Here is a 26,281-nt window from a genome sequence, read left to right as displayed (position 1 = left end):
AATCGGGAGGTCGAACCGGCCGGTCGCGGGTATGGATCAAGACGTCGTGCCGTAGATCCTGGAGGAAGCCGTGGGCGTGTCAACACAGCCGCAGACGCCGGAGACCGGTGACACCGCCGGGGAGGAGGCCCAGGTCGTGGTGGTCGGAGCCGGTCCGGCCGGCTCCACCGCGGCGGTGTTCCTGGCCCGCGCCGGCCTCGACGTCCTGCTGCTGGAGAAGGGCGACTTCCCGCGCGACAAGGTGTGCGGCGACGGGCTGACCCCGCGCGGCGTGCACCAGCTCGTCAAGATGGGCATCGACATCAACGCCCCCGGCTGGAACCGCTCGCGCGGCATGCGCTGGGTGTGCGGCGGCCGCGAGGTGCTCATCGACTGGCCGTCGAACGGCCGTTACCCGGACTTCGGGCTCACCCGCAGCCGGCACGACTTCGACCACCTGCTGGTCCAACACGCCGCCGACGCCGGCGCCCGGCTGCGGGTGGGCACCAAGGTCACCGGGCCGGTCACCGACCGGGCCGGCCGGATCACCGGTGTCACCGCCGAAGTCGGCAAGGACAAGCGGCCGGTGACCTTCCGGGCCCCGGTGGTCATCGCCGCCGAGGGCGCCTCGGCCCGCACCGCGCTGGCCATGGGGCTGGAGCGCGACCCCGTCCGGCCGCTGGCCACCGCCGCCCGCCGCTACTACCGCAGCGCGGCCCGCACCGACGACCCGTATCTGGAGCTGTGGGCCGACCTGCGCTGCTCCCGCACCGGCCGCGACCTGCCCGGCTACGGCTGGATCTTCCCGCTGGGCGACGGCCGGGTCAACGTCGGGCTCGGCGGCCTGCCGCACCGCAAGCACGGTCCGCTGGACCTGCGCGGCTCGCTGGACCTGTGGCTGGCGCGGCTGCCCGAGGAATGGGGGCTGACCGAGGAGAACGCGGACTCGCCGCTGCGCAGCGCGGCCCTGCCCATGGGCTTCAACCGCCGCCCCCAGTACTCCCGCGGCCTGCTGCTGGTCGGCGATGCCGGCGGCATGATCAGCCCGTGGAGCGGCGAGGGCATCGCCCAGGCGATGGAAGCGGCCGAGGTCGCCGCCGAGACCGTGGCGCTGGCCCTGACCCGCCCGGCCGGCCCGCAGCGCGAACGGGCCCTGGGCCGTTACGCCGAGGAGATGACCCGCCGCTGGGGCCGCTACTACCGGCTCGGCAACGTGGTCGGCGACCAGGTGTTCAGCCGGGTCGGCTACCGGCCGCTGCTCAACCGTCGGACCATGGCCAGTCCCGTGCTCCTCAACACCCTGGCCCGGCTGCTCACCCACCTGACCGACCAGCCGGCCGCCGACACGATCGACAGCGTGCTCAACACGGTGGTGCGCCTGGTGCCGGCCGGTGGCCGCCGGCGCTGACCGTCCGGCCGGTACGCGCTGCCGCAATGGGCCATTCGGGTCATGCCCGTGCGTACCGGCGTAAAGTCATCATGATCGCCGTGACCAGGGCATATACGGCGGCGTTAGGAGGCTGCTAGGCAATCGCGGCGAAGGTGCCGCGGACGAAGGAGTCGTCATGGCGGTTGTGCTGACCTGGGTCGCATTGAGCGGTGCGTCGGTCGGTCTGGTGGCGGTGGCCCTGGTGCCGTCACTGACCGGCCGGATGTGGCGGACCGACACGGTGGAACTGCGCCGCTTCCTGCTGTTCCGCCAAGTGCTGACGGACAATCTGTGCGCGCGGGTGCGCGCCGACGCGGACGCCGGGACCGAGGTCTCGCCGGCCCACGTGCGTCCGTCGCGTCCCGCCCGCACCCCCGCCCGGGTGTACGTCCCGGCCCCCGCGTCCGCGGCGCGGCCCGCTCCGGTCCCCGTGCCCGACCGCGGCTGACCGGCCCGCCGGCTACTCCGGCTCACCGGGCTCGCCCCGGTGCACGTACTCGAACACCATCCCGCCCACCGAGCCGGCCAGCGTGCCCAGGCCCAGCAGGAACAGCCACAGGCCGAAGACGATGCCAAGCACCGTAAGCACCGCGCCCGCGGCCACGGCCGGCGGATAGGGGCTGTGCGGCGGGAAGAAGTCCAGCGGCCCGGCCCGGTCGGCGATCTCGCCGTCCTTGCGGTCCTCCGGGCGCGTGCCGCGGGTGCGGTAGGTGCGGCCGAAGAAGAACGAGATCGCCGAGGCCATCAGGAAGGCCACCGCCAGCACCGCGCTGCCGGCCGGTTCCTGGTGCGACCACCACGCGTAGATCACATCGGTGACCAGGAAGAACACGGCCACGCCGGCGAAGAGGAACATCTCGGTCCTCATCGCGGTGCCTCGCCGCGCGCCCCGCCGGACGGCTCCGGTGGCCCGCCCACGTGCCGGACGGACGGCGGCGGCAGTTCGGGCACGTCCGGGTGGTGCAGGTCGAAGGCCGGCGAGTCGGAGCGCACCCGCGGCAGGGCGTGGAAGTTGTGCCGGGGCGGCGGGCAGGTGGTGGCCCACTCCAGCGAGCGGCCGTAGCCCCACGGGTCGTCGACCGTCACCGTGGGCGCCCGCACGGCGGTGCGCCACACGTTGTACAGGAACGGCAGCGTGGACAGCCCCAGCACGAAGGCGCCGATGGACGAGACCATGTTCAGCGTGGTGAAGCCGTCGGCCGCCAGGTAGTTCGCGTACCGCCGCGGCATGCCCTCCTCGCCCAGCCAGTGCTGGACCAGGAAGGTGGTCTGGAAGCCGACGAACAGCGTCCAGAAGTGCACTTTGCCCAGCCGCTCGTCGAGCATCCGCCCGGTCCACTTCGGCCACCAGAAGTAGAAGCCGGCGAACATCGCGAACACCACCGTGCCGAACAGCACGTAGTGCAGATGGGCGACCACGAAGTACGAGTCCGTGACGTGGAAGTCGATCGGCGGCGCGGCCAGCAGGACCCCGCTCAGGCCGCCGAGCAGGAAGGTGACGAGGAACCCGACCGACCACAGCATCGGCGTCTCGAACGACAGCGACCCGCGCCACATCGTGCCGATCCAGTTGAAGAACTTCACCCCGGTCGGCACCGCGATGAAGAACGACATCAGGGAGAAGAACGGCAGCAGCACCACGCCGGTGGCGAACATGTGATGGGCCCACACCACCGCGGACAGCATGGTGATGGCGATCGTGGCGCCCACCATCCCGATGTACCCGAACAGCGGCTTGCGGCTGAACACCGGGATGATCTCGGTCACCACCCCGAAGAACGGCAGCGCCACGATGTAGACCTCGGGATGGCCGAAGAACCAGAACAGGTGCTGCCACAGGACCGCGCCCCCGTTGGCGGCGTCGAAGATGTGCGCCCCGAACTTCCGGTCCGCCTCCAGCGCGAACAGCTCCGCCGCCAGCACCGGGAAGGCCAGCAGCGCCAGGATCGAGGTGAACAGGATGTTCCAGGTGAAGATCGGCATCCGGAACATCGTCATCCCCGGCGCGCGCAGGGTCACGATGGTGCTCACGAAGTTCACCGAGCCCAAGGTGGTGCTCAGCCCGGCCAGCACCAGGCCCATCGCCCACAGGTCGCCGCCCGCGCCGGGGGAGAAGATCGCGCTGTTCAGTGGCGCGTACGCGAACCAGCCGAAGGCCGCCGCCCCGCCGGGCACCACGAATCCCGACACCACGGTGAGGGCGCCCAGCAGATAGAGCCAGTACGTCACCGCGTTCAGCCGGGGGAAGGCCACGTCCGGGGCGCCGATCTGCAGCGGCATGATCGCGTTGGCGAAGCCGGCGAACATCGGGGTGGCGAACAGCAGCATCATGATGGTGCCGTGGATGGTGACGAGCTGGTTGTACTGCTGGTTGCTCCACAACTGGAGTCCCGGCTGGAGCAGTTCGGCCCGCATGCCCATCGCCAGCAGCCCGGCGAACAGGAAGAAGGCGAACCCGGTCACCATGTACAGGTTGCCGATCACCTTGTGGTCGGTGGTGGTCAGCCAGCCCAGCAGCCGCCCGCCCAGCCCGTGGCCGCTCTCCTCGGGCCCGGTGGGGCCGGCCGGGCGGGGCGGCGGACCCGGCGGTGGCGCGGCGGGCCTGGTTCCGGCCTGGGTCACGATGTCCTCCGCTCCGGCTCGGCCAGCGCCTCCGTCACGTGCTGGTGCTGCTCGGGCGTGGCCGGCAGCTCCACCCGGCGGCCGTAGTACCAGCGGCCCAGCGCGGCCCGCAGCCGTGTCGTGCGCGGCACGTCCGCCTCCGGTGGCGGCAGCGGGACCGGCAGGTCGCGCACCAGGAAGTGGTAGAGCCGGTCACCGGCCACGGGTACGTGCCGCGGCTCGATCGCGCCGTACACGCTCTGCACCACGTCGCCGGTCTCCGCGCCCACCCGCAGCCGGCGCTTCTCGCGGGCCTGGAGCGCCAGGCACAGCCGCTTGGTGACGGCGAAGGCCAGCACCGGCAGCACCACGAACCCGATCCGGAAGATCCAGGTCAGGGTGTTCACCGAGACCCGGAAGGTCAGCGCCACCACATCGTTGCCGCCCGCCACCAGCAGCACCGTGTACGCGATGATGCCGGCCACCCCGAACCCGGTGCGCACCGGCCGGTCGCGCGGCCGGTCGCACAGGTGGTGCTCGGCGCGGTCGCCGGTCACCCACCGTTCGAACACCGGGTAGCACAGCAGCAGCATCATCAGGACGCCCGGCAGCAGCAGCGCGGGCACGAGGACGTTCCACATCACGGTGTGCCCGGCCGCCCGGGTCTCCCAGGGCGGCATCAGCCGCAGCGCGCCCTCCAGGAAGCCCACGTACCAGTCCGGCTGGGCGTCGGTGCTCACCTGGTCGGCCACGTACGGCCCGTACAGCCACACCGGGTTGATCTGCACCAGCGCGCTGAGCGCCGCGATCGTGGCGAACACCAGCAGGAGCAGCCCGGTGGACTTAGCGGTGAAGTGCGGGAACAGCGGGCGCCCCACCACGTTGCGGTTCACCCGCCCGGGGCCGCCCCACTGGGTGTGCTTGAGGTAGAAGACCAGCACCAGGTGGACCGTGATCAGCGCGATCAGCAGGCCGGGCACGAACAGCACGTGCAGGATGTAGAGCCGGTCGTTGAACACGCGCCCCGGGAACGGCCCGCCCCAGGCGAAGAACGCCAGGTAGGTGCCGATCACCGGAATGGACAGCACGATGCTGTTCGCGGTGCGCAGCCCCGTGCCCGACAGCAGGTCGTCGGGCAGCGAGTAGCCGCAGAAGCCCTCCAGCAGCGCGGTGAACAGCAGCACCACGCCGATCATCCAGTTGACCTCGCGCGGTTTGCGGAAGGCGCCGGTGAAGAAGATCCGCAGCATGTGCACCGAGATCGCGGCGACGAAGATCAGCGCCGACCAGTGGTGCATCTGCCGCATCAGCAGCCCGCCGCGCACGTCGAAGCTGATCCGCAGGGTGGAGCTGTACGCCTGGGTCATCAGCAGGCCGCGCAGCGGGGCGTAGCTGCCGGCGTAACGGGAGGTCGCGGAGCCCGGGCTGAAGAACAGCGTCAGCCACGAGCCGGTCAGCACCAGCACGACGAAGCTGTACAGGGCGAGTTCGCCCAGCAGGAAGCTCCAGTGGTCGGGGAAGGCCTTGCGCAGCAGGGTCCGGGCGGCCTCGGCCGCGGGCAGCCGTGCGTCCAGGACGTCGAAGCCGGTCTGCGCCGCGGCGCCCGCCGTCCAGCGCCGCTTGCGCATCAGCATGCTTCGCCTCACCACTTCCCGGGGCCGCCCGGACCGCACCGCACGGCGCGTGCCCCATGTTTCCCGGCCCGGGCCGCCCCGGGCGGACGCCCGCCCGGGACCGCGCCGACGGCCCGTCAACTTCACCCGTTCGCAGGCGGGGGAGGGGTACGGAGGGGTGGCGGACGGATGTGGGGGTACGGGCGGGCGTCGTGCGGGGGTCTGCGTACGCGGGGGTGGGGCTCAGTAGCGGCCGGCGTGGCGGGCGCGGGCTCACGCGCCTTCGGTGACCTCCTCCCGGGCGCGGGCGACACCCGCGGCGACCACGTGGGAGGCGGTGTGCGGGGCGCGCCGGTCGAGTACGCCGGCCGTCACTGCGATGCCCAGGCCCACCACCGCCAGGACCGCGCCGACCAGGGCGGGCGAGGTCCAGCCCCAGCCCGCGGAGATCGCGGCGCCGCCCAGCCAGGCGCCGCCGGCGTTGGCGAGGTTGAAGGCCGAGTGGTTGGACGCCGAGGCCAGGGTGGGCGCGCGGCGGGCCTTGTTCATCACCAGCATCTGCAGCGGCGTGGTGGTCAGGAAGCCGACCGCCCCCAGCACCACCACCCCGATCGGGGCGGCGATCTTGGACTGGGCCGCGAAGTGGAAGGCGACCAGCACACCGGCCAGCGCGGCCAGCGAACCGTAGAGCGTGGGACGCAGCGCCCGGTCGGTCAGCGGCCCGGCGGCCAGCGCGCCGAGCGTCATGCCCAGGCCGAACAGGGCGAGCAGCAAGGTCACCGACGAGTCCGCGAACCCGGTGACCTTGGTCATCATCGAGGCCAGGTAGCTGTAGACGGCGAAGACACCGGCGAACCCGAACACCGCGGTCGCCAGGCCCAGCAGCACCTGCGGCTCGCGCAGCGCGCGTATCTCCTGGGCGACGCCGGCGTGCGGCTCCTCCGGCAGCCGGGGGATCAGCAGCGCGAGCGAGGCCAGGGCGATCAGGCCGATCACCGACACCACCAGGAAGGTGGCCCGCCAGCCCAGGTGCTGGCCGAGCGCGGTCGCGGCCGGCACACCGACGATGTTGGCGACCGTCAGGCCGAGGAACATCGCCGCGACCGCCCGGGCCCGGCGCTCCTCGGCGACCATCCGGGAGGCGACCACCGCGCCGACCCCGAAGAAGGCGCCGTGCGGCAGCCCGGCCAGGAACCGCCCGGCGAGCAGGGCGGCGTAGCCCGGCGCGAAGGCCGAGGCGAGGTTGCCGAGGGTGAACAGGCCCATCAGCAGCAGGAGCATCCGCTTGCGCGGCACCCGAGCGCCGAGCGCGGTGAGCAGCGGCGCGCCGAGCACGACACCGAGGGCATACGCGGACACCAGATAGCCCGCGGTCGGCACCGAAGTGCCGAGGTCGTCCGCGACGTTGGGCAGCAGGCCCATCATCACGAACTCCGTGGTGCCGATGCCGAAGGCGCTTACCGCCAGGGCGAGTATGGCCAGGGGCATGGAGGATTCCTTCGAAGGACGAAGCGGTACGGGGGACGGAGCGGCACAGGGTGGTGCGGGTTCGTACGGGAGCGGGGCGCGGCCGGCCGAACGGCGCCGGGCGCGGGACCTCATGAGGGCTGTACTACAGGCGAGCGGGCGGGCAGAGGATCGGGCGAGCTAAGTTCAATTACGGAACAAATTCTGGCACCCCTGTGATTCCGGCATGTCACCGGAGGGTGAACCAGCGGGTGAAGCGGTGCTGAACTGCGGGTCTGGGACAATTCACCGGTGACCCACGAGCCCGTCCCCGTCACCCGGACCGTCGACTTCGGGACCGCCAAGCTGCTGCCCGACATCGACCGGCCGCGTGCGTGGCTGCTGACCGTGGACGGCGCGCCGCAGTCGTACGTCGACCTGGACGACCCCGAGTACCTGGAGTTCGAGTACGCCCAGCGGATCGCCCACGTCCTGGAGTCGGTGCTGCCCGGCGGGGACGTCCCCTCGGACGAACCGGCCGATTCCGGCGCTACGGTCCGCCCCGGTGGCCTCGACGTGGTGCACCTCGGCGGCGGCGCGATGGCGCTGCCCCGGCGTCTGGACCGGACCCGGCCGGGAATCCGGCAGCAGGTGGTCGAGGCGGACCGGGCCCTGGCCGCGCTGGTGGCCGAGCACCTCCCGCCGGCCGGCGAGGCGGTCACCGTGCACACCCGGGACGCGCGGGAGTGGCTGGCCGCGGCGCCGGACGGCAGCGCCGACGCCGTCGTGGTCGACGTCTTCGGCGGCTCGCGGGTGCCCGCGCACCTGACGTCGGTGGAGTTCGCCGCCGGGATCCGCCGGGTGCTGCGGCCCGGCGGGCTGTACACCGCCAACATCGCCGACGCCGCTCCCTTTTCCTTCCTCGGTGGTCAACTGGCCACGGTTCACGAGGCGTTCGGGTCGGCGGCCGACCTGTGCCTGATCGCCGAACCGGGGGTGCTGCGCGGCCGCCGGTTCGGCAACGCGGTGCTCGCCGCCCGCCTCGGCCGGCCCCTGCCGCTGGACGCGATCGCCCGGCTGTGCGCGGGTGACGCCTTCCCGGCCCGGGTGGTCGCGGGTGAGTCGCTGGCGGCGCTGACCGGCGAGCCGGTCTACGACGACGCCGCGCTGCCTTCGCCCGAGCCGCCCGACGGCGCCTTCACCGTTGGCTGACCCGCGGCGGCCGGCGGGCCGGCCGGCACCAGGTCGTCCGCCGCGGCGGTCACCCGCGACGGCTTGTGCCCGGCGCGCTCCAGGCGCCGTACCTCCGGCAGCAGCAGCACCGCCCCGGTCAGCAGGACCACCAGCGCGGCCGCGCCCCACAGCGCCGCGGTCCGGCCGAAGGCGGCCGCCGCGGGACCGGCCAGCGCCAGGGCCAGCGGAGTCATCGCCACCGAGCCCAGCCAGTCGTACGCCGAGACCCGCGACATCTTCTCCTCGGGGATCTCCTGGTGCAGCGCCAGCATCCAGCCGACCGCGAACACCTCGATGGCCACACCCGAGGCCAGCATCACCAGGGCCAGCACCGGCCAGGGCAGCGCCAGGGCGAGTGCCGCGGCCGGGAGCGCCAGCGGGAAGACGCCGAGCGTGCCCACCAGCAGGATCCGGCGCGGCCTCCAGCGGATCATCAGCAGACCGCCGCCGACCGTGCCGACGCCCTCGGCGGCCAGTGCCAGGCCCCAGGGCCCCGCCCCGCCCAGGTGTTCCCGGGCGACCACCGGTCCGTACACCGACTGGCAGGCCGCGACCACGCCGTTGACCACCGAGAACTGCACCACGATGCCCCACAGCCAGGACCGGGAGGCGACCTCGCGCCAGCCCTCGTGCAGTTCGCGCAGGAAGCCGCGCCGCGCGGTGGTCCGTTCCGCGGCCGGTACGTCCAGCCGGGACCGCATGCTCCCCGCCACCGCGAAGCCCGCCGCGTCCACCGCCAGCACCCAGCCCGGGCCGACCGCCGCCACCAGGGCGCCGCCCAGCGCCGCACCGCCGATGGTCGCGCCGTTCATGGACAGCCGGAACACCGAGAACGCCTTGCCCGCGTGCGCGGTCTCCACCGTGGACAGCAGCATGCCCTCGGCCGCGGGGGAGAAGAACGCCTGCGCCGCGCCGCCGGTCGCGGTCAGCGCCGCCATCTGCCACAGCGCGGGATGCCCGGCCAGCACCAGCAGCGCGAACAGCCCCTGGGAGGCGGCGTTGGCGGCATTGGCCGTCACCATCACCCGCTGCCGCGGCACCCGGTCCGCGACCGCCCCGCCCACCAGCAGGAACACCACCATCGCGAGCGTGCGGGCAGCGGCCACCACGCCCACGTCGGTCGCGCTGCCGCCGGTCCCGATCACCGCGTAGGCACCGGCGATCAGCGCGCCGGAACTGCCGAGGTTGGTGATGAACGACGCCCCGGCCAGCAGCCGGAAATTGCGGCCCGCCCACTCGGGCGGCCGCGGGATCCGGCGCCGCCGGCCGGAGGGTGCGTCGTCGCGGGTCACCCGGGGACTATCGCGGAGCCCCGCGGCGCACGCAAGGCGATTTCCCGCGGCCCACCGCAGGTCCGGGCGCCGGCCGGTCGGCTGCTGTTCACCGGCGGCCGCGGGTCCCGCCCGGCGGAGGTCCGGCGGCGGGTTCCGCCGCCGGCTCCGGTACGGCCCGCCCGGCCGTACGGGCCCGGGCCAGGCCGGCCCGGGCCCACGTGCGGCGGTCCGCCGGGCCGTGCGGCCCGGTTCGTCGGCGTTCACCGGGCAGATCCTTCTCGGCGGAAGGTCCGGCGACGCGCCGCGCCGGGACTCCGCGGTGCCCGGCCGCCCGGGCCGGACCGGGCCGATTGTCGCCGGGCCGTGCGGCCCGGTTCGTCGGCGTTCACCGGGCAGGTTCTTCTCGGCGGAAGGTCCGGCGACTCGCCGCGCCGGGGACTCCGCGGTGCCCGGCCGCCCGGGCCGGACCGGGCCGATTGTCGCCGGGCCGTGCGGCCCGGAGGCGTCACCGGTCGTGCGGCCGGGCTTTGCCCGGAGCGCTACCTGCCGTGCCGCTCGGCCCGCCCGGCGGTCCCGGTGCCGTACGGGTCCGCGCGGCCAGGCTCACTTCGCCTTCATCAGCCGGATCGTGCTCTCGATCTTCCTGATCGTGGCCGCGGGCACCTGGTCGGTGACGCCGCGCTCGCAGTAGAGCACCCACACCACGAGCCGCTTGGACGGGTCGAGCACCGTCGGGTCGATCCAGGCCACCGTGTAGGCGGCGCCGTCGGTCACGCACTTGTTCGCGTGCGGCACGTTCGTGGCGGTGGCCATCGCCTGCCAGCCGGTGATGCCGTGCGCGTTGTGGAACGCCTTGCTGTCCAGCGCCTTGGAGAAGGTGCCCTTGCCGTTCTGCTGGAAGCCCCAGTACGCCCATGACTCGGCCGCCACCTCGGCGGCGTTGCGCACGCTCTTGGCCCCGTTGGCGCCCTTGGTGCCGGCCCCGGCGCCGTCCGCGCTCTGGCTGCCGGCGGTGCACTCGTTCCGCTTGTAGAAGGCGGGGGCGCCCATGGCGACGGCCGGGTTGCCGCTCTTGTCCTCGAAGCCGATCTCGGTGCCCTCGTCGTCCACCGTCCAGTTCGGCGGCACGTCGAAGGCGACGTTGCGCTCGGTGCGCTTGACCACCTTCCAGCCCGGTATCACCGGCTTGACGTCGAGCGCTCCCGGGACGCCGCGCGGCGAGTCGCCGGAGCCCGCGGTGACCGCGGCGCCGGTGTCGCTCGGCGACGGCGTGGCCGTCGGGGCCGCGGCCGTTGCGGTGCTCGCCAACGGGGTGCCGGGGCTCGGCGAGGCGTCCTTCGCGTCGTTCTTCTTGTCGCCGCCGGTGAGGGCGACGGCCCCCACCACCACGGCGCCGATCACGGCGACGGCCGCGGTCACCGCGATGCCGATGGTCAGGTTCCGGCGGTCGCGCGGCGGCCTCGGGCCGTCCGGGCCGCCGGCCTGCGGCGGACCCCACGGCTGCGGGGTCGGGTAACCGGCGGGCTGCTGGGGCGGGTAGCCGTAGCCGGGCGGCTGGGCGTACGGGTTCTGCGTCCCGTACGGCGACGGCGGCTGCTGGTACTGCGGGGCCGCCGACTGCGGCGGCTGCTGCGGATAGCCCGGCTGGGCGTACGGGTTGGGCTGCGCGTACGGCTGCTGCGGTTGGTCCTGGGGTTGCTGTGGGGGTGCCCCCTGCGGGTGCTGCTGTCCCCCGTGCTGGTCTGGCCACATGGCTGGAAACACTAGGGGAGGTGAGACGGCGGTTCCACGCCGGACCGGGCTACCGGCTGGTAACCTCCAGGCATGTCCGAGACGTTGCCCTCGCTGGGCGAGATGCTCACCGCCAGTGTGCCGATGGTCCGCACCCTGAACCTGCGGTACGAGGAGACCACCACCGAGCGCGCCGTGCTCGTGCTGCCCGACCAGCCCGACTACCACAACCACGTGGGCGGGCCGCACGCCGGCGCGATGTTCACCCTGGCCGAGTCCGCCTCCGGGGCCGTGGTGATCGGGGCCTTCGGCGACCAGCTCGAGCGGGCCGTGCCGCTGCCGGTGCGGGCCGAGATGTCGTTCCTCAAGATCGCCCGGGGCGAGGTGACCGCCATCGCGGAGCTCGGCCGGCCCGCCGCCGAGGTGGTGGCCGAACTCGACGCCGGTACGCGGCCGGAGTTCCCCGTCGAGGTCTCGATACGACGCGCGGACGGTGCGGAAACGGGACGTATGACCATCATCTGGACATTGCGCCCGAACAGCTGAGCGTCCGCCACCGTGCCGGAACGACGCGTCCCGGTGCCGTACGCCGCAGGTACACCCATCGGCTACGCCGCTGGACGGACGGCATTGTCCCTGCTGTCGGTTAGGCTCAACGGCATGCGCAGCGCCGTGCGCACAACCGACCGTCGTCGTGGGAGGGACCAGCCGTGCACGTCCAGGACTGGCTCGACGGCATTCCGCCGGTCGCCGTCTACCTGATGGTGGGTCTGGTGGTGGGCGTGGAGAGCCTCGGCATCCCGCTGCCCGGCGAGATCGTGCTCATGACGGCGGCGCTGATGTCCGCCCAGGGGCATGTCAGTCCGTGGGTGGTGGCCGCCTGCGCGATCTTCGGCGCGGTCGCCGGCGACTCGATCGGCTACTCCATAGGGCGCAAGGGCGGCAAGCCCCTGCTGGAACGGCTCGGGCGCAGATTCCCCAAGCACTTCTCGCCCGGCCATGTGGCCACCGCCGAGCGCTCGTTCCAGCGGTGGGGCATGTGGGCGGTGTTCTTCGGCCGGTTCGTCGCACTGCTGCGGATCTTCGCCGGCCCGCTGGCCGGCGTGCTCAAGATGCCCTACCCCCGCTTCCTGATCGCCAACGCGCTCGGCGGCATCGTCTGGGCCGGCGGCATAACGCTGATCATCTACAAGGTCGGCAAGGTCGCCGAGCCCTGGCTCAGCAAGTTCGGCTACGTCGGCCTCGGCATAGCGATACTCTTCGGCATCGGCTCGCTGCTGTTCGTCCGCCGGCGCGCCGCCAAGACGCAGGCCGAGATCGAGGCGGCCGCCGCGGCGGCCGGACCCGAGCCGGCGATGAGCGGCACCGAGGGCGAGTAGCCGGCCAGCCGGCTCGGACCCGGACCGCCGGGCCTCAGACCGCCGGGCCGCCCAGCGCGTCCCGGTGCGTCGCCGACAGCTCCACGTAGTGCTCGGCGTTCAGCCGGATCACCTCCCGCTCCTGCGGGCCGAGCGTCCGCCGCACCCGCGCGGGCACCCCGGCCACCAGCGAGCCGGGCGGCACCACCATGCCCTGCGGCACCAGGGCCGCCGCCGCGACCAGCGAACCGGTCCCGATCCGGGCGCCGTTGAGCACGGTGGCACCCATCCCGATCAGCACGTCGTCCTCGATCACGCAGCCGTGCAGCACCGTGTTGTGCCCCACCGTGACCCGGGCGCCGATCAGGGCCGGAAAGCCCGGGTCGGCGTGCACGGTGGAGTTGTCCTGGATGTTCGAGCCCGCGCCGATGTCGATCGGCGCGCTGTCCGCGCGCAGCACCGTGTGGTACCAGACGCTGGCCCGCGCGCCGAGCCGTACGTCGCCGAGCACCACCGAGGTCGGCGCCGCGAAGGCCGTGGGGTCCAGCCGCGGTTCGCGGCCCGCGACCGCCGCGATCAGCGCCCCGTCCCGCCCGTGCCCGCCACCCGCCATCGCCGTCCCTCCCGGAAGGTCCGCCCGGCGGCCCGCCGCCGCGTCCCCGGCACCGTATACCGTGGGTCCGTGCCGAAGAACGAGAACGTGTTCTCTTCTGCGATCGCGAGGGGCGCGGCCTGGCGGCGCCGCGCGGCCTCGCGCTTGGTGCACCGCAGCTGGCGCTGGCTCCAGCGGGCCGGCGCCGTCACCGCCGAGCGCCCCGGCACCCTGCGCTTCGGCCGGATCGGCGAGGGCACCCGGCTGGCCTTCCCGCTGGGCACCATCTTCGGCGAACCCTGGATCCACCTGGGCAACCACTGCGTCATAGGGGAGCAGGTCACCCTCGCCGCGGGCATGATGCCCGGCGCGGACCTCGGCCCCGACCCGGTGCTGCGGCTGGGCAACGGCGTGGTCCTCGGCCGCGGCAGCCATGTCGTCGCCTCGGCCCCCGTCGTCTTCGGCGACGACGTCTTCTGCGGCCCGTACGTCTACGTGACCAGCGACAACCACTCCTACGACGACACCACCCGCCCCATCGGCAAGCAGTGGCCCCGCACCGCGCCCGTGGAGATCGGCAGCGGCTCCTGGCTCGGCTCCGGCTGCGTGATCCTCCCCGGCGCCCGCCTGGGCCGCAACGTGGTGGTCGCGGCCGGCTCCGTGGTCCGCGGCGAGGTCCCCGACTTCGCGGTCGTCGCCGGCGCCCCCGCCCGCGTGGTCCGCCGCTGGCAACCCGACGCCGGCTGGCAGCCCCCGCTGCGCACCCCCGCCCCCATCCCCATCCCCGAGGGCATCACCCCCGAACAACTCCTCGCCCTCGGCGAACTGGAGGACCCTGACCCTGCGGGTGCTTGACCGGGCGGGTGAGCGCCCGTAGGGGCGCGGGGAACTGCGCGAGCAACCACGTCCGGCCGGTGCTCCGGATACGGCAGCAATTGCCCCTTCGGGCCGGTGGCGACCCGCGCCACGGATGAGGGCTCGTCGCGCCCACGCGGCGCCAGCCGCATATCAACTACAGCCCCGCGCCCCTGGGTACTCCGGTGGCGCCGCAGTGCGCATGGTCCTCCCGCCGGAGGCGGAAAGCACCTCCCCCCCGCCCGAGCCGAAGCAGACGCGAGCCCCCAAGATCCGCCGGACAGGCCTAAGCTCGCCGGTATGCGCGCACCCATCGGGTCCTTCGAGGAAGCCCACCCCGCCACCGAACGACGCGAACTGCTTGCGGCGCCGGTCGCCGCGGCCGTCACCGACGAGATGATCCTCGTGGACACCGACCCGGCGAAGGCGGACACCGCCGACTTCGTGGCGGCCTACGGCCAGGACCTGCTGGAGCGCTCCGCGAACTGCGTGGTCGTGGCGGGGAAGCGGGCCGGCGAGACCACCCTGGCCGCCTGCCTGGTGCTGTCCACCACCCGCGTGGACGTGAACGGGGTCGTCCGCCGCCACCTCGGGGTCAGGAAGGCGTCCTTCGCGCCCATGGAGACCGCCGTGGGGGAGACCGGCATGGAATACGGCGGGATCACCCCGGTCGGCCTGCCCGCCGCCTGGCCGCTGCTGATCGACTCGGCCGTGGTCGACGCGCCCCACCTGGTGATCGGCAGCGGGGCCCGGCGCGGCAAGCTCATCGTTCCCGGCAAGGTGCTGGCCGCCCTCCCCGGCGCCGTGGTCCTCGACGGCCTGGGCATCCCGGCGGCCTGACCGGCGGCGGGCGGACCGTCCGGTCAAGGCTCGCCCCTACTCCCGCCCCCGCTCAGAGCTGCGGAATCTCGATCGCCGGGCAGCGGTCCATCACCATGTCCAGCCCGGCCGTGCGGGTGCGCTCGTACGCCGCCTCGTCGATCACGCCGAGCTGGAACCACACGGCCTTGGCGCCCACCGCGACCGCCTCGTCCGCCACCTCTCCGGCGAGCGCGGAGTTGACGAAGACGTCCACCACGTCCACCGGGAAGGGGATGTCCTTCAGCGAGGCGTAGCCCTGCTCGCCGTGCACGGTCTCGGCCAGCGGGTGCACCGGCACGATCCGCTTTCCGAACCGCTGGAGGGTCGCGGCCACACCGTACGCGGCCCGCGACCGGTTGTTCGACAGGCCGACCACCGCCCAGGTGTCGCCCGTGCCGGTCAGGATCTTCCGCACCGTCGCCGCATCGCCGTACACGCCGTCCTCCAGCCGTTCACCGGGCCCCGTCGCGGGCACCCTCGTATACCGGCGCGAACCAGAAACCCGGCCCGGTCATTCCCGCCCGCGGCCCGGCCCGACGGGATCCACCGGACAGGCCCTACGCTGGCGCAATGGTCGACCGGTATCTGACGGTGGCGCGCGCGGGCGTGTACGAGAGCGAGATCAAGCGCTCCCGGTTCCGGTGCGCCCTGGCCCCCGCGGACAGCGAGGAGGCGGCGCAGGAGTTCATCCGCACCGTCCGCCGGGAGCACGCCGCGGCCACCCACAACTGCTTCGCGTACGTGATCGGCCCCGACGGCCGCCTGCACCGGGCCAGCGACGACGGCGAACCCGGCGGCACCGCCGGCACCCCCATGCTCCAGGTCCTGCTGGGCCGCGAGGTCCGCGACACCGTGGCGGTGGTCACCCGCTACTACGGCGGCATCCAGCTCGGCGCCGGCGGCCTGGTCCGGGCCTACGGCGGCGCCGTCTCCGCCGCGCTCGACGAGATCGGCACCGTCGAGCGGCGCCGGCTCGCCCTGGTCACCGTGACCGTCGACCACCAGCGGGCCGGCCGGCTGGAGAACGAACTGCGCGCGGCCGGCCACACCGTGCGCGAGGTGACGTACACCGACCGGGTCGCCATCGCCCTCGGCGTCCCCGAGGACGCCGTGCCCGCCTTCCGCGCCTGGCTCGCCGACGCCACCTCCGGCGCCGCCTCCTGCACGGTGGAAGGCGCCGCGTACGTGGAGGTCTGACGTCCCGTACGGCGACGCGCCCGCCCGGACCGGCGGAAGCCGCCGCGTACGGCCGCCCGGACCGGCCGTGTTGCCGGTCGGCGGGTACGCGCACGGGACGCTGCGCCGTACGGCTAGTCTTCGGGGATCATGCGTTTCCTGCACACCTCGGACTGGCACCTGGGACGGTCGTTCCACCGGGTGAACCTGCTCGACGCCCAACGGGCCTTCCTCGACCACCTGGTGGCCACGGTCCACGCCGAACGCGTCGACGCCGTCCTGGTGGCCGGGGACGTCTACGACCGGGCGGTGCCGCCGCTGTCGGCCGTCGAGCTCTACGACACCACCCTGCACCGGCTGGCCGACCTGGGCGTGCCCACCGTGATGATCTCCGGCAACCACGACTCGGCCCGCAGGCTGGGTGTCGGGGCCGGGCTGATGGGCCGGGCCGGCGTCCACCTGCGCACCGACCCGGCGACCTGCCACCGCCCGGCGGTGCTGAGCGACGAGCACGGCGAGATCGCCGTCTACGGCCTGCCCTACCTCGAACCCGTGCTGGTCCGTTCGGAGTTCGGCGCCGAGCGGGCCGACCACACCGCGGTGCTCGGCGCGGCGATGGACCGGGTCCGCGCGGATCTCGCCGAGCGCCCGGCCGGCACCCGCAGCGTGGTGCTGGCGCACGCCTTCGTCACCGGCGGCGTGTCCAGCGACAGCGAACGCGACATCACCACGGGCGGGGTGGCGGCCGTGCCGGCCGAGATCTTCGACGGCGTGGACTACGTGGCGCTGGGCCATCTGCACGGCTGCCAGACGGTCGGCGAACGCGTCCGCTACTCCGGCTCGCCGCTGGCCTACTCCTTCTCCGAGGAGCACCACCGCAAGAGCATGTGGCTGGTCGACCTCGGCCCCGGCGGGGAGATCGCCGCCGAGCGGATCGACACGCCGGTGCCGCGCCCGCTGGCCCGGCTGCGCGGCAAGCTCGCCGACCTGCTCGCCGATCCCAAGCTGGAGCGGTACGCCGACGCCTGGGTCGAGGCCACCCTCACCGACCCCTTCCGGCCGCACGAACCCATGGCCGCGCTCGCCGCCCGCTTCCCGCACATCCTCGCCCTCGCCTTCGAGCCCGAGGCCGCGCCCGACGACCCCGCGCTCAGCTACGCCCGCCGGCTGCGCGGCCGCACCGACCTGCAGATCGCCGAGGACTTCGTGGCCCACGTCCGCGGCTCGTCCCCCGACCACCGCGAACTGGCCGTACTGAGCGACGCGTTCGACGCCGTACGCGCCGACGACACCCGCACGGAACGCCCCTGATGCGCCTGCACCGCCTCACCCTCACCGCCTTCGGGCCCTTCGCCGGCACCCAGCACGTCGACTTCGACGAGTTGTCCGCCGCCGGGCTGTTCCTGCTGCACGGCGCCACCGGAGCGGGCAAGACCTCCGTCCTGGACGCCGTCTGCTACGCGCTGTACGGCCAGGTGCCCGGCGCCCGTCCGGCCACCCGGCTGCGCAGCGACCACGCCGAGCCCGGCACGGCCACCGAGGTCGTGCTCGACCTGACCGTCGGCGGGCGGCGGCTGGAGATCACCCGGCGCCCCGAACAGCCGCGCGCCAAGAAGCGCGGCACCGGCTGGACGATGGAGAAACCGGTCACCTACCTGCGCGAGCACAAGGACGGGCAGTGGCACGGCCTGTCCCGCTCGCACCAGGAGATCGGCGAGGAGGTCAAGCAGCTCGTCGGCATGAGCTGCGAGCAGTTCTGCCAGGTGGTGCTGCTGCCGCAGGGCGAGTTCGCCACCTTCCTGCGGGCCGGCGCCATGGAACGGGCCCGGCTGCTCGGCCGCCTGTTCGACACCGGGCGCTTCAAGCGCGCCGAGGGCTGGCTGCGCGACCGCGCAGCCGAGGCCGCGCGCCGCCTCGAATCCGGTGACCGCGAGCTCGCCGACCTGGCCGCGGCCATGCGCCAGGCCGCCGGGACCGCCCCCGCCCCGGAAGGCGGCGCCGTGGACGACCTCCTCGCCGAGGCCGCCGTCCTGCGCTGCGACGCCCGCGAGCAGCACACCGTCGCGAGCGCCGCCCTCACCCTGACCGAGCGCACCCACGCCGCCGCCCAGTCGGACGCCGACCGGGCCCGTGACCTGCACGCCCTCCAGACCCGCCACGCCGACGCCCGCCGCCGCGCCGAAGCCCTGACCGCCGAGCGCCCCGCCCGCGAAGCCGCCCGTACCCGCCTCGCCCGCGCCCTGCGCGCCGCCACGGTCGAGTCCGCCCTCACCCTCCACACAAACGCCGCCGCCCGCCACGAGGCCGCCTCGACCGCCGCCCATTCCCTGCTGTCCGCCCCCGCCCTCCTCGCGACCCTGCGGGGACCGCGCCCGGCCGGTGCTGATGAAGTCGGTTCCGCGGGGACCCGCGTCCCGGCGGGACACCTGGCCGGGGGAGACGACGTACGGGCCGGGGGTGCGGGTGACGACATGGCGGGGGCCGTTCGGGAGGCCCTGCCCGGACCCGGCGTCGGCGCCGAGCGTACGGCGACGGTGGTGGTGCCCGATGCGCCCGGGAGCGGGTTCGGAGGGCCGCCGGGTGAAGGCGTACGGCCCGGTGGCCCGCGCGGTGGTGAAGGGTCCGCTGACGGCGCAGCGCCCGTGAGCGGTTCGGGTGGCCAGGACGGCGCCAGGCGCCTGCCGGGCATCGGCGATTCCGCCGGTACGCCTCCGGCCGCCGGCGCCGCGGCCTCGGGTGAAGAGCCCCCTGGCGGAGCCACGCCCGCGAACCGTACCCGAGGCCGGGACGACGTCCCGCGCCGACCGGGCACCGGCAACTCCACCGGCACCCCCGCCGTACCCGCCCAGCACCGGCCGAACGACCCCGGGAGCGCCCTTCCGGGGCCGCGGGCAGCGGCCGCCCACGGAGAGGGCGGGGCCGTACTCCCGGTCGGGTCGGCGACGGCGTCCGTGTTGGCCGGGCGGGTCGGGGAGTTGCGGGAGGAGGTGGGCGGGCTGGCGCGGGGTGCGGAGTTGGAGGCGCGGGTCGAGGAGACGGAGCAGCGGCTGGCCGGGCTGGACCGGCAGGAGCGGGCGGACGAGGAGGCCGTACGCGAGGCGCAGGCGTGGCTGGACGAGTGGCCGGGCACGCGGACCGCGCTTCAGGGACGGCTGGACGCCGCGATGGAGGCGGTGAGCCGGGCGGCCGGGCTGGCGGCCGAGGTACGGGACGCGGCCGGGCGGTTGGCGGCCGCGCAGGAGCGGGACCGGCTGGCCGCCGAGACCGCGCGGGCGCAGGACGCCGCCCGTGACGCCAGGGACCGCAGCGCCACCGCGCGCGAGGCGTGGCAGGACCTGCGCGAGGCCCGGATCGAGCACATCGCCGCCGAACTCGCCCAGGAACTGGCCGACGGGCAGCCCTGCCGGGTGTGCGGCGCGCTGGAGCACCCCGCGCCCGCCAGCCCGGCCGACCGCCAGGTCACCCGCGCCGACGAGGACCTCGCCTACGCCGACTACCAGCGCGAATCGGGCGCGTACGAGCGGGTGCGGGAGACCGTGACCCGGCTGGAGGCGGCGCTGACGGCCGCGCGGACCGCCGCCGGGGACACGCCGCGCGCCGAACTGACCGCCGATCATGCCGCGCTGGCCGACCGGCACGCGGCGGCCGAACGCGAGGCAGCGGGCGTACCGCGGGCCCGTACCGCCCTGGAGCGGGCCGAGGAGGAGCGCGACCGCCGGGCCGCGCTGCGACAGGACGTGTTGAGCCGTGCCGCCGCAAGGGCGTCACGCCGCGAGGAGCTGACCGAGCGGCACGACCTGGCCCGGGCCGAACTGGCCGAGGCCCGCGGTGACTGGACGAGCGTGGCCGCCCGCCGGGAGCACCTGGCCGGGCGGATCGCGCTGCTGGAGCGGGCCCTGACAGCCGTACGGGAGGCGATCGAGGCCGGCGAACGGCTCGCGCAGGCCGAGGCGGCCCTCGCCGAGGCCGCCGCCCGGGCCGGGTTCGGCTCACCGGACGAGGCCGCCGCCGCCCTGCTGCCGGGCGCCGCGCGCGCCGCGGCCGAGCGGCAGGCGGAGGAATGGGACCGGCAGGAGGCGGCGGTGGCGGCGGACCTGGCCGCCCCCGAGCCGGCCGCCGCGGCGCAGGAGCCGCCCGCGCGCCCGGACCTGGCACTGGCCGCGCTGGAGGAGGCGACCCGCACCCTGCGCGTCGCCTCGGCCGCCGAAGCCGCCGCCGCGTCCCGCGTCAGGGAACTCGACCGGCTCGGCGCCACCGCCACCGCCCGGGTACGGGACCTGGCCCCCGCCCGCGAGGCCGCCGCCCGGCTCAAGCGGCTGTCCGACCTGGTCGCGGCCAACTCCGCGGAGAACACGTACCGGATGGAGCTGGAGACGTACGTGCTGGCCGCCCGGCTGGAGCAGGTGGCCGCGGCGGCCGGCGTGCGGCTGCTGCGCATGTCCGGCGGGCGCTACACCCTTGTGCACACCGACGCCCGGGCCGACCGGCGGGCCAAGTCCGGGCTGGGCCTGATGGTGGTCGATGCCTGGACCGGCACCGAGCGGGACACGGCCACGCTCTCCGGCGGCGAGACCTTCTTCGCCTCGCTCGCCCTCGCGCTGGGCCTGGCCGACGTGGTGACCGACGAGGCCGGCGGCACCCGGCTGGACACGCTCTTCATCGACGAGGGCTTCGGCAGCCTCGACGACCAGACCCTGGACGAGGTGCTGGACGTCCTCGACGGCCTGCGCGAACGCGACCGCGCGGTCGGCATCGTCAGCCACGTCGCCGACCTGCGCCACCGCATCCCGGCCCAGCTCCGGGTCACCAAGGGCCGCGACGGCTCCACCCTCCAGCTGCGCGCCCCCGCCCTCGCCTGATGCCCGGCAACCCCTAGAGGACCAGCGGGCGGCGTTCCAGCGGGGAGGAGTAGACGACGCTCGTGGTCACCGCGCCCAGGCCCGCCAGGCGGCCGGTGACCTCCTCGAGGTGCCGCATCGAGCGGGCCGCGACCTTCATGACGAAGCAGTCGTCGCCGGTCACGTGGTGCGCCTCCAGCACCTCGGGGGTGGTGCCGAGCATCTCGTGGAAGGGCCGGTAGTTGCCGGTGGGGTAGCGCAGCCGGACCAGGGCGAGCACGGGCAGCCCGATCCGTTCGTGGTCGATCACCGCGCAGTATCCGGTGATCACCCCCGCCTCCTCCAGCCGCCGTACCCGCTCGGTGACCGCGCTCGGCGACATCGACACCGTACGGGCCAGTTCGGCGAAAGAGGCCCGCCCGTCGCGCTGCAGGGCCTCCAGCAGCCGCCAGTCCGTGGCGTCCAGGGAAATCGTGGTCATACGGACTGGATAGCAGGGGAAACCCCGGACGGACAAGAAGAACGCCGGGGAACGTCACTTCAACGCGGCGATCTTGGACCGTACATTCGACGGCATGACCACACCGCAGACCCTGCCGCAGCCGACCGCCGCCATGACCGGCGTCCCCGCCGACAACCCGGTGCTGCGGGTGCCGCCCGCGGCCCCCGTGGACGCCGCCGCGTACTTCGCCGCCTCGCTCGCCTTCCACACCGACGTCGCGGACGTGGCCGCCGCGCTGGGGGCCGGCGGCGACCCCGGGTTCGTCCTGGTGGACACCCGCAGCGACCAGGCCTGGGATCAGGGCCACATCCCCGGCGCGCTGCACCTGCCCACCGCACGCATCCCGGAGCTGGCGGACGAACTCCTCGACCGCGCCGTGCCGGTGGTCGTCCACTGCTGGGGGCCCGGCTGCAACGGCGCGACCCGGGCCGCGCTCCTGCTCGCCGGGCTCGGCTTCCCCGTCAAGGAGATGCTCGGCGGCATGGAGTACTGGATCCGCGAGGGCTTCGGCTACGAGACGGCCGAGGGATCGGCCCGCGGCGCCGCCGACCCGCTCACCACGCCGGTGGACGCGGCCGCCTGCGGCTGCTGACCGGACCTGGCCGCCCGCGGGCGGGTCAGCCGGGCAGACGGGTCAGCTCGTACGCCCACAGGTCGCCGCGGTCGGCGACCCGGCCGAAGCCGACCCGTCCCAGTACGGCCTGCGAGGCGCGGTTGCCGGGCTCGGTGGTGGCCAGCACGACCAGCACCTCCGGCTGGCCCAACGCCCACTGGCACAGGGCCCGGGCCGCGTCCGTGGCCCAGCCCGCGCCGCGGCCGGACTCCGTCAGGTCGTATCCGATCTCCACCGCGCCCCGCAGCGGCGGCCCGTGGAATCCGACGCCGCCCACCGCCGTCGCGTCCTCGGTGCGCATGATCGCGAACAGGCCCCAGCCGGGCCGGTACGCCCCGGCCCGGGCGGCGGCCACCGTCATCGAGGCCGCGCCCATCGTGCCCTCGCCCGGCACCCCGTCGATCCAGGTCAGCGACCCGGGCTTGCCCTCGGCCAGCAGCGCGGCCTCCTGGGGCAGTTGCTCGCGCAGGGTGAGCCGGCCCTGGGTCAGCACCAGCCGGCCCTCGTCGTGCGAAGCGTGCAGCGTCATCCAGCCGTACCGCCTTGTCCATTGAGATCCCCGTGCCCCCTGCCCCGGGTGACCCGGTGGCCCGCGTCCGGGACCGGCCGGTCCCGGACGGCACGCAGGCGGGCCCGGGGGCCGCGAGGCAGCCAGCCTAGCCCCGGCCGGTGCCGGGCGGACGCCCGGGCGGTGACCGCCCGGGCGCTCGGCTCCCCGGGCGCGGCTACAGCGCGGACAGCTCCGCCACCAGGTCGTCCAGGCCCAGCGAGCCCTGCGAGAGGGCGGCCATGTGCCAGGCCTTGGCGTCGAAGGCGTCGCCGTGGGCCGCGCGGGCGTTGGCGCGGCCGGTCAGCCAGGCGCGCTCGCCCAGCTTGTAGCCGATGGCCTGGCCCGGGATGCCGAGGTAGCGGATCAGCTCGCTGTCCACGAAGTCCGGCGCGCGGCCGCTGTGCCGGCCGAAGAAGTCCCGGGCCAGCTCGGGCGTCCACCGCTCGCCCGGGTGGAACGGCGAGTCGGCGGGGATCTCCAGCTCCAGGTGCATGCCGATGTCGACGATGACCCGGTTCGCCCGCATCATCTGGGCGTCCAGGTAGCCCAGCCGCCGCTCGGGGTCGGTGAGGAAGCCCAACTCGTCCATCAGCCGTTCGGCGTACAGCGCCCAGCCCTCGGCGTTGGCGCTGACCATGCCGACCGTGGCCTGGTAGCGGGACAGGTTCTCGGCCACGTGCGCCCACTGGGCGATCTGCAGGTGATGCCCGGGCACGCCCTCGTGGTACCAGGTGGAGACCAGGTCGAACACCGGGAACCGGGTCTTGCCCATGGTGGGCAGCCAGGTCCGGCCGGGCCGGGAGAAGTCCTCCGAGGGGGCGGTGTAGTACGGGGCGGCGGCGCCGCCGGGCGGCGCGATCATCGCCTCCACCCGCTTGACCCGCTCGGCGAGCTCGAAGTGGGTGCCGTCCAGCGCGCCGATGACCTCGTCCATCAGGTCCTGGAGCCAGCGCCGCACCTCGTCCACGCCCTCCACGGCCTGGCCGTGCTGCTCCAGGTGGCGCAGCACCTCCCAGGGGGTGGCGTCGGCCAGGATCTTGCCCGCCTCGGCGGTCATCTCCGCGTGCAGCCGGTGGAACTCCGACCAGCCGTAGGCGTACGCCTCGTCCAGGTCCAGGTCGGTGCCGTTCCAGTAGCGGGTCCAGCGGGCGTACCGCTCGCGGCCCACGGTGTCGGGCGCGTCCGCGACGGCCGGCGCGTACTCCCGCCGCAGGTAATCGCGCAGGCCCGCGTACGCGTCGGTGGCCTCGGCCGCGGCGGCGTCCAGTTCCGCGCGCAGCTCCTGCGGACCGTCCTCGACCAGCCCGGCGAACCAGGAGTCGGCGCCGCCGCCCTGGATCCACTCGCCGATCTGCCCGATCACGGCCTCGACCTGCCGCGGCCCGGCGGGCAGCCCGCGGCTGATGCCCTCCGCCAGCGAGGCCCGGTAGCCGGTCAGCGAGGCGGGCACCGCCCGCAGCCGGACGGCCAGGTCCGCGTAGTCCTCCGGCGTGTTCGTAGGCATCAGGGTGAACGTCTCGCGGATGCTGTGCGCGGGCGAGGCGATGTTGCTCAGCGCTCGCAGATTCTCCCCGGCGTCGTGGACGGCGAGTTCCGCGGTGAGCCGTTCGCGCAGCAGCCGGGCGCAGCGCCGTTCGGCGTCGCTGTCCGCCCCGGTCCGGTCCTCGGCGTCCGACAGCCTCGCCAGCGTCGTCCGGGCCAGCTCGGCCCTGGCCTCCCAGCCGGCCGGCGTGTAGTCCGGCAGCAGCCGGTTGCTGCCCGGTACGCCGAGGTAGGTGCCAAGAGTCGGGTCGAGTGCGATGAGGTCGTCGACGTAGGCGTCGGCGACCTGCCGGGGCAGCGGACTGCTGGTGAGAGTGGACATGCGGCCCATCCTGGTACGTCGCGGTCCGCGCGTCATCACCAGGGGGTCGTACGGTCATGACGGCTGCCGGTGCGGGTGATGCCCGGTACGCGGGCGTACGCGGACGGCCCCGGAAGCGGGCTCCCGGGACCGTCGGCGCGGTGGTCAGTTCCGGCTCGGGATCCAGGGCAGCTCGGCGATCGCCGGCTCGGTGTCGCCCGCGGACAGCGGGCCCCCGGCGGACGGCAGCGAGGCGGTGATCACCAGGGTGCCGTCCTCCACCTGGTAGTCCAGCGGCAGGCCCAGCTCCCGCATCGCGGCGACCATGCCGGTGTTGCCGGACCGCGTGACCACGTAGACGCTGTCCCGGCCCGCCGCGACCGCGAGTTCCACCAGCTTGCGCAGCAGGGCGACGCCGATCCCGCGGCGCTGCCACTGGTCCTCCACGATCAGCGCGGCCTCGCTCTCGTCGCCGTCCCACAGCAGGTGGCCGAGCGCCACCAGCCGGCCGGAGGCCGTCTCGACGGCCAGCGACTGGCCCAGGCGCGGGCTGAGCAGGTGCGGCAGGTAGCGGTCGGCGTCGGCGACCGGGCCGTGGTAGCGCAGCGCGAGGGTGGCCGGGGAGCAGCGGCGGTGCATCGCCAGCGCCGCCTCCTCGTCCTCCGGGCCGGCCCGGCGTACGGTGATCCGTTCGCCCTCGGGCAGCGTCAGGACGTGCCGGCCGGCCGGCATCCGTACCCCCAGTCGGGCGTCCAGCTCCACCAGCGCGCGGGCGCGGGCGAATTCGGTCGGCGTGAAGGGCAGGTGGTCCCGGGTCACCGTGATGGTGCCGCCGGACGGGTCGCGCAGCCGCATCACCGTCGGCGCGGGGGAGTCGGCGTCGCCGCCGTCCTCGCCGCTCGTCCCGGCCGCTTCCGGACCGGTTCCGGCCGGTGTCGAGCGGATGGTGCAGCGGCCGAACAACTGCCGCAGCGCGAGGGGGAGTTCGGCCGGGTCGAGGGCGGTGCGGGTGGCCAGCGCGAGCATCCGGGTCGGGGCGTCCACGAGGTCGTGCGCGTCGGCCCGCTCGATCCAGGTGTCGGTGCCGCCGGCCTCGCTCACGGTCAGCACCAGCGCGGCGGCCGGCAGCGCCTGCGGCGCGCGCAGCAGGAACTCGTCCACGGTGCCCTCGGCCAGCGGGTGGGTCTGCAGGGTGACGACGTCCACCCGGCTGCGGGCCAGCGCCGTGCACACCGCGCCGAGCGAGCCCGGCGTGTCCCGCACGGTGGTGCGCATCCGCCACAGGGTGGTCGCGAGCTCCTCCCGCGGCTCCTGCTCCTCGTCCCGTTCCTGTTCCTGTTCGCGTTCCGGGCCGGGGACGGCCTGGTGCGCCGTCCCCGGCCCGCTCGGACGGTGCGACCACCACACATGGAACGCGGCGGCCGCGAGCAGCGCCACCGCCGAGGTGATCAGCAGGACGCGCCCGTCCGGTCCGTGGTTGACGAGCTGGGCGACGAAGTCGGCGGTCGCCATCGCGGCGAACAGCGCGGCCACTTCCACCAGCTCCCGGCCCCAGTGACGGTGCCGGGTCGCGGCGCGGTCGGTAGTCGAGTGAGGCATGCATCCACCGTGCCCAATGGTTGTTGCGTGATCACGAACGTTCCATGACCGGACGGTAAAGTGCGGATCTCAACGGTAAAATTATGTTTTCAACCTTTTTGCCGCCCCGGTCGGTCCGGCCGGACCCGCGGACACCTCGTCCACCCGGTCCGCCCTGTCCGGATGCCGACCCGGCCGTGACTGATACG

General features: G+C 74.3%; 23 protein-coding genes. 11 read left to right on the top strand and 12 right to left on the bottom strand.

Annotated features, from left to right (window positions below; translation table 11 throughout):
* Positions 1 to 76 precede the first annotated feature (76 nt).
* Together ITX44_RS34560 and ITX44_RS34555 are read left to right on the top strand one after the other, a co-directional pair.
* Positions 77 to 1,387, top strand: a complete 1,311-nt coding sequence (locus ITX44_RS34560) for a geranylgeranyl reductase family protein (protein ID WP_205362858.1) — start codon at positions 77 to 79, stop codon at positions 1,385 to 1,387.
* A 157-nt stretch (positions 1,388 to 1,544) separates the two neighbouring features.
* Positions 1,545 to 1,856 (top strand): hypothetical protein, encoded by a 312-nt coding sequence (locus ITX44_RS34555; RefSeq protein ID WP_205362856.1) that lies wholly within the window; start codon positions 1,545 to 1,547, stop codon positions 1,854 to 1,856.
* A 12-nt stretch (positions 1,857 to 1,868) separates the two neighbouring features.
* Here ITX44_RS34555 and ctaF read toward each other — a convergent pair whose 3' ends face one another.
* The 4 genes from ctaF to ITX44_RS34535 all read right to left on the bottom strand — a co-directional run bounded on the left by ctaF (position 1,869) and on the right by ITX44_RS34535 (position 7,110).
* On the bottom strand, positions 1,869 to 2,276 hold the full coding sequence (gene ctaF, locus ITX44_RS34550) for an aa3-type cytochrome oxidase subunit IV (RefSeq protein ID WP_205362854.1): 408 nt from the start codon (positions 2,274 to 2,276) through the stop codon (positions 1,869 to 1,871).
* The gene (ctaD, locus tag ITX44_RS34545; RefSeq protein ID WP_265934355.1) at positions 2,273 to 3,937 is read right to left on the bottom strand and encodes an aa3-type cytochrome oxidase subunit I; all 1,665 of its coding nucleotides are present in this window, start codon (positions 3,935 to 3,937) and stop codon (positions 2,273 to 2,275) included. Before ctaD ends, ctaF begins: the two co-directional genes overlap by 4 nt.
* Positions 3,938 to 4,026: 89 nt before the next feature.
* The gene (gene qcrB / locus ITX44_RS34540; protein WP_205362852.1) at positions 4,027 to 5,643 is read right to left on the bottom strand and encodes a cytochrome bc1 complex cytochrome b subunit; all 1,617 of its coding nucleotides are present in this window, start codon (positions 5,641 to 5,643) and stop codon (positions 4,027 to 4,029) included.
* Positions 5,644 to 5,895: 252 nt separating this feature from the next.
* A complete protein-coding gene (locus tag ITX44_RS34535; protein WP_205362850.1) occupies positions 5,896 to 7,110 on the bottom strand; it encodes an MFS transporter in 1,215 nt (404 codons plus the stop codon).
* Between the two features lie 270 nt (positions 7,111 to 7,380).
* Between ITX44_RS34535 and ITX44_RS34530 the strand changes: the two genes are divergently transcribed.
* Complete coding sequence (locus tag ITX44_RS34530; protein WP_205362848.1) at positions 7,381 to 8,280, top strand: spermidine synthase; 900 nt, start codon at positions 7,381 to 7,383, stop codon at positions 8,278 to 8,280.
* Here ITX44_RS34530 and ITX44_RS34525 read toward each other — a convergent pair.
* Positions 8,220 to 9,593 (bottom strand): MFS transporter, encoded by a 1,374-nt coding sequence (locus ITX44_RS34525; protein ID WP_205362840.1) that lies wholly within the window; start codon positions 9,591 to 9,593, stop codon positions 8,220 to 8,222. The two genes, ITX44_RS34530 and ITX44_RS34525, sit on opposite strands and share 61 nt — an antisense overlap.
* 585 nt (positions 9,594 to 10,178) lie before the next feature.
* Positions 10,179 to 11,327, bottom strand: a complete 1,149-nt coding sequence (locus ITX44_RS34520) for a DUF8017 domain-containing protein (protein ID WP_205362839.1) — start codon at positions 11,325 to 11,327, stop codon at positions 10,179 to 10,181.
* 72 nt (positions 11,328 to 11,399) lie between these two features.
* Here ITX44_RS34520 and ITX44_RS34515 point away from each other — a divergent pair, with 72 nt between their 5' ends.
* Together ITX44_RS34515 and ITX44_RS34510 are read left to right on the top strand one after the other, a co-directional pair.
* Complete coding sequence (locus tag ITX44_RS34515) at positions 11,400 to 11,852, top strand: DUF4442 domain-containing protein (RefSeq protein WP_205362838.1); 453 nt, start codon at positions 11,400 to 11,402, stop codon at positions 11,850 to 11,852.
* 164 nt (positions 11,853 to 12,016) lie between these two features.
* Positions 12,017 to 12,685 carry a DedA family protein gene (locus tag ITX44_RS34510; RefSeq protein ID WP_205362837.1) on the top strand — a complete coding sequence of 223 codons (669 nt, stop codon included), beginning with the start codon at positions 12,017 to 12,019 and terminating at the stop codon, positions 12,683 to 12,685.
* A gap of 34 nt (positions 12,686 to 12,719) precedes the next feature.
* Here ITX44_RS34510 and ITX44_RS34505 read toward each other — a convergent pair whose 3' ends face one another.
* On the bottom strand, positions 12,720 to 13,277 hold the full coding sequence (locus ITX44_RS34505; RefSeq protein WP_205362836.1) for a gamma carbonic anhydrase family protein: 558 nt from the start codon (positions 13,275 to 13,277) through the stop codon (positions 12,720 to 12,722).
* Positions 13,278 to 13,346: 69 nt separating this feature from the next.
* On the opposite strand from ITX44_RS34505, the gene ITX44_RS34500 reads away from it, so the two are divergent.
* Together ITX44_RS34500 and ITX44_RS34495 are read left to right on the top strand one after the other, a co-directional pair.
* A complete protein-coding gene (locus tag ITX44_RS34500; RefSeq protein WP_205362835.1) occupies positions 13,347 to 14,111 on the top strand; it encodes an acyltransferase in 765 nt (254 codons plus the stop codon).
* Between the two features lie 300 nt (positions 14,112 to 14,411).
* Entirely contained in the window at positions 14,412 to 14,951 is a 540-nt protein-coding gene (locus ITX44_RS34495) for a YbaK/EbsC family protein (protein ID WP_205362833.1), read from the top strand.
* A gap of 52 nt (positions 14,952 to 15,003) precedes the next feature.
* On the opposite strand, the gene ITX44_RS34490 is transcribed toward ITX44_RS34495, so the two are convergent.
* A complete protein-coding gene (locus ITX44_RS34490) occupies positions 15,004 to 15,408 on the bottom strand; it encodes a CoA-binding protein (protein ID WP_205362908.1) in 405 nt (134 codons plus the stop codon).
* A 134-nt stretch (positions 15,409 to 15,542) separates the two neighbouring features.
* On the opposite strand from ITX44_RS34490, the gene ITX44_RS34485 reads away from it, so the two are divergent.
* From ITX44_RS34485 to ITX44_RS34475, 3 genes are all read left to right on the top strand, one after another.
* A complete protein-coding gene (locus tag ITX44_RS34485) occupies positions 15,543 to 16,169 on the top strand; it encodes a YigZ family protein (RefSeq protein WP_205362831.1) in 627 nt (208 codons plus the stop codon).
* Positions 16,170 to 16,298: 129 nt separating this feature from the next.
* The gene (locus tag ITX44_RS34480; protein ID WP_205362827.1) at positions 16,299 to 17,459 is read left to right on the top strand and encodes an exonuclease SbcCD subunit D; all 1,161 of its coding nucleotides are present in this window, start codon (positions 16,299 to 16,301) and stop codon (positions 17,457 to 17,459) included.
* The gene (locus ITX44_RS34475; RefSeq protein ID WP_205362826.1) at positions 17,459 to 21,007 is read left to right on the top strand and encodes an AAA family ATPase; all 3,549 of its coding nucleotides are present in this window, start codon (positions 17,459 to 17,461) and stop codon (positions 21,005 to 21,007) included. The genes ITX44_RS34480 and ITX44_RS34475 overlap by 1 nt, the downstream gene beginning before the upstream one ends.
* 13 nt (positions 21,008 to 21,020) lie before the next feature.
* Here the strand turns inward: ITX44_RS34475 and ITX44_RS34470 are convergent, their stop codons facing one another.
* Positions 21,021 to 21,467 carry an Lrp/AsnC family transcriptional regulator gene (locus ITX44_RS34470; RefSeq protein ID WP_205362825.1) on the bottom strand — a complete coding sequence of 149 codons (447 nt, stop codon included), beginning with the start codon at positions 21,465 to 21,467 and terminating at the stop codon, positions 21,021 to 21,023.
* A 94-nt stretch (positions 21,468 to 21,561) separates the two neighbouring features.
* Here ITX44_RS34470 and ITX44_RS34465 point away from each other — a divergent pair, with 94 nt between their 5' ends.
* Positions 21,562 to 22,080, top strand: a complete 519-nt coding sequence (locus ITX44_RS34465) for a rhodanese-like domain-containing protein (protein WP_236062201.1) — start codon at positions 21,562 to 21,564, stop codon at positions 22,078 to 22,080.
* A 25-nt stretch (positions 22,081 to 22,105) separates the two neighbouring features.
* Here the strand turns inward: ITX44_RS34465 and ITX44_RS34460 are convergent, their stop codons facing one another.
* The 3 genes from ITX44_RS34460 to ITX44_RS34450 form a co-directional block, all read right to left on the bottom strand.
* Positions 22,106 to 22,630, bottom strand: a complete 525-nt coding sequence (locus ITX44_RS34460) for a GNAT family N-acetyltransferase (RefSeq protein ID WP_205362824.1) — start codon at positions 22,628 to 22,630, stop codon at positions 22,106 to 22,108.
* Positions 22,631 to 22,826: 196 nt separating this feature from the next.
* Positions 22,827 to 24,515 (bottom strand): DUF885 domain-containing protein, encoded by a 1,689-nt coding sequence (locus ITX44_RS34455; RefSeq protein ID WP_205362822.1) that lies wholly within the window; start codon positions 24,513 to 24,515, stop codon positions 22,827 to 22,829.
* A 144-nt stretch (positions 24,516 to 24,659) separates the two neighbouring features.
* Positions 24,660 to 26,093: a GNAT family N-acetyltransferase gene (locus ITX44_RS34450; protein WP_205362820.1), complete on the bottom strand. Its 1,434-nt coding sequence runs from the start codon at positions 26,091 to 26,093 to the stop codon at positions 24,660 to 24,662.
* Positions 26,094 to 26,281 lie beyond the last annotated feature (188 nt).

The sequence above is a fragment of the Actinacidiphila acididurans genome (genome assembly GCF_016918855.1).
Classification (GTDB): domain Bacteria; phylum Actinomycetota; class Actinomycetes; order Streptomycetales; family Streptomycetaceae; genus Actinacidiphila; species Actinacidiphila acididurans.
The sequence above is the reverse complement of the archived record's forward strand: the minus strand, read 5'-3'. Positions and strand labels throughout refer to the sequence as shown.

Bases quoted from the DNA above. Each gene is read 5' to 3' on its own strand.
- ITX44_RS34520 (WP_205362839.1), bottom strand. From the start codon at position 11,327: ATGTGGCCAGACCAGCACGGGGGACAGCAGCACCCGCAGGGGGCACCC.
- ITX44_RS34495 (WP_205362833.1), top strand. From the start codon at position 14,412: ATGCGCGCACCCATCGGGTCCTTCGAGGAAGCCCACCCCGCCACCGAA.
- qcrB (WP_205362852.1), bottom strand. From the start codon at position 5,643: ATGCTGATGCGCAAGCGGCGCTGGACGGCGGGCGCCGCGGCGCAGACC.
- ITX44_RS34485 (WP_205362831.1), top strand. From the start codon at position 15,543: ATGGTCGACCGGTATCTGACGGTGGCGCGCGCGGGCGTGTACGAGAGC.
- ITX44_RS34470 (WP_205362825.1), bottom strand. From the start codon at position 21,467: ATGACCACGATTTCCCTGGACGCCACGGACTGGCGGCTGCTGGAGGCC.
- ITX44_RS34515 (WP_205362838.1), top strand. From the start codon at position 11,400: ATGTCCGAGACGTTGCCCTCGCTGGGCGAGATGCTCACCGCCAGTGTG.
- ITX44_RS34465 (WP_236062201.1), top strand. From the start codon at position 21,562: ATGACCACACCGCAGACCCTGCCGCAGCCGACCGCCGCCATGACCGGC.
- ctaF (WP_205362854.1), bottom strand. From the start codon at position 2,276: ATGAGGACCGAGATGTTCCTCTTCGCCGGCGTGGCCGTGTTCTTCCTG.
- ITX44_RS34455 (WP_205362822.1), bottom strand. From the start codon at position 24,515: ATGTCCACTCTCACCAGCAGTCCGCTGCCCCGGCAGGTCGCCGACGCC.
- ITX44_RS34450 (WP_205362820.1), bottom strand. From the start codon at position 26,093: ATGCCTCACTCGACTACCGACCGCGCCGCGACCCGGCACCGTCACTGG.
- ITX44_RS34460 (WP_205362824.1), bottom strand. From the start codon at position 22,630: ATGACGCTGCACGCTTCGCACGACGAGGGCCGGCTGGTGCTGACCCAG.
- ITX44_RS34505 (WP_205362836.1), bottom strand. From the start codon at position 13,277: ATGGCGGGTGGCGGGCACGGGCGGGACGGGGCGCTGATCGCGGCGGTC.
- ITX44_RS34475 (WP_205362826.1), top strand. From the start codon at position 17,459: ATGCGCCTGCACCGCCTCACCCTCACCGCCTTCGGGCCCTTCGCCGGC.
- ITX44_RS34535 (WP_205362850.1), bottom strand. From the start codon at position 7,110: ATGCCCCTGGCCATACTCGCCCTGGCGGTAAGCGCCTTCGGCATCGGC.
- ITX44_RS34555 (WP_205362856.1), top strand. From the start codon at position 1,545: ATGGCGGTTGTGCTGACCTGGGTCGCATTGAGCGGTGCGTCGGTCGGT.
- ITX44_RS34480 (WP_205362827.1), top strand. From the start codon at position 16,299: ATGCGTTTCCTGCACACCTCGGACTGGCACCTGGGACGGTCGTTCCAC.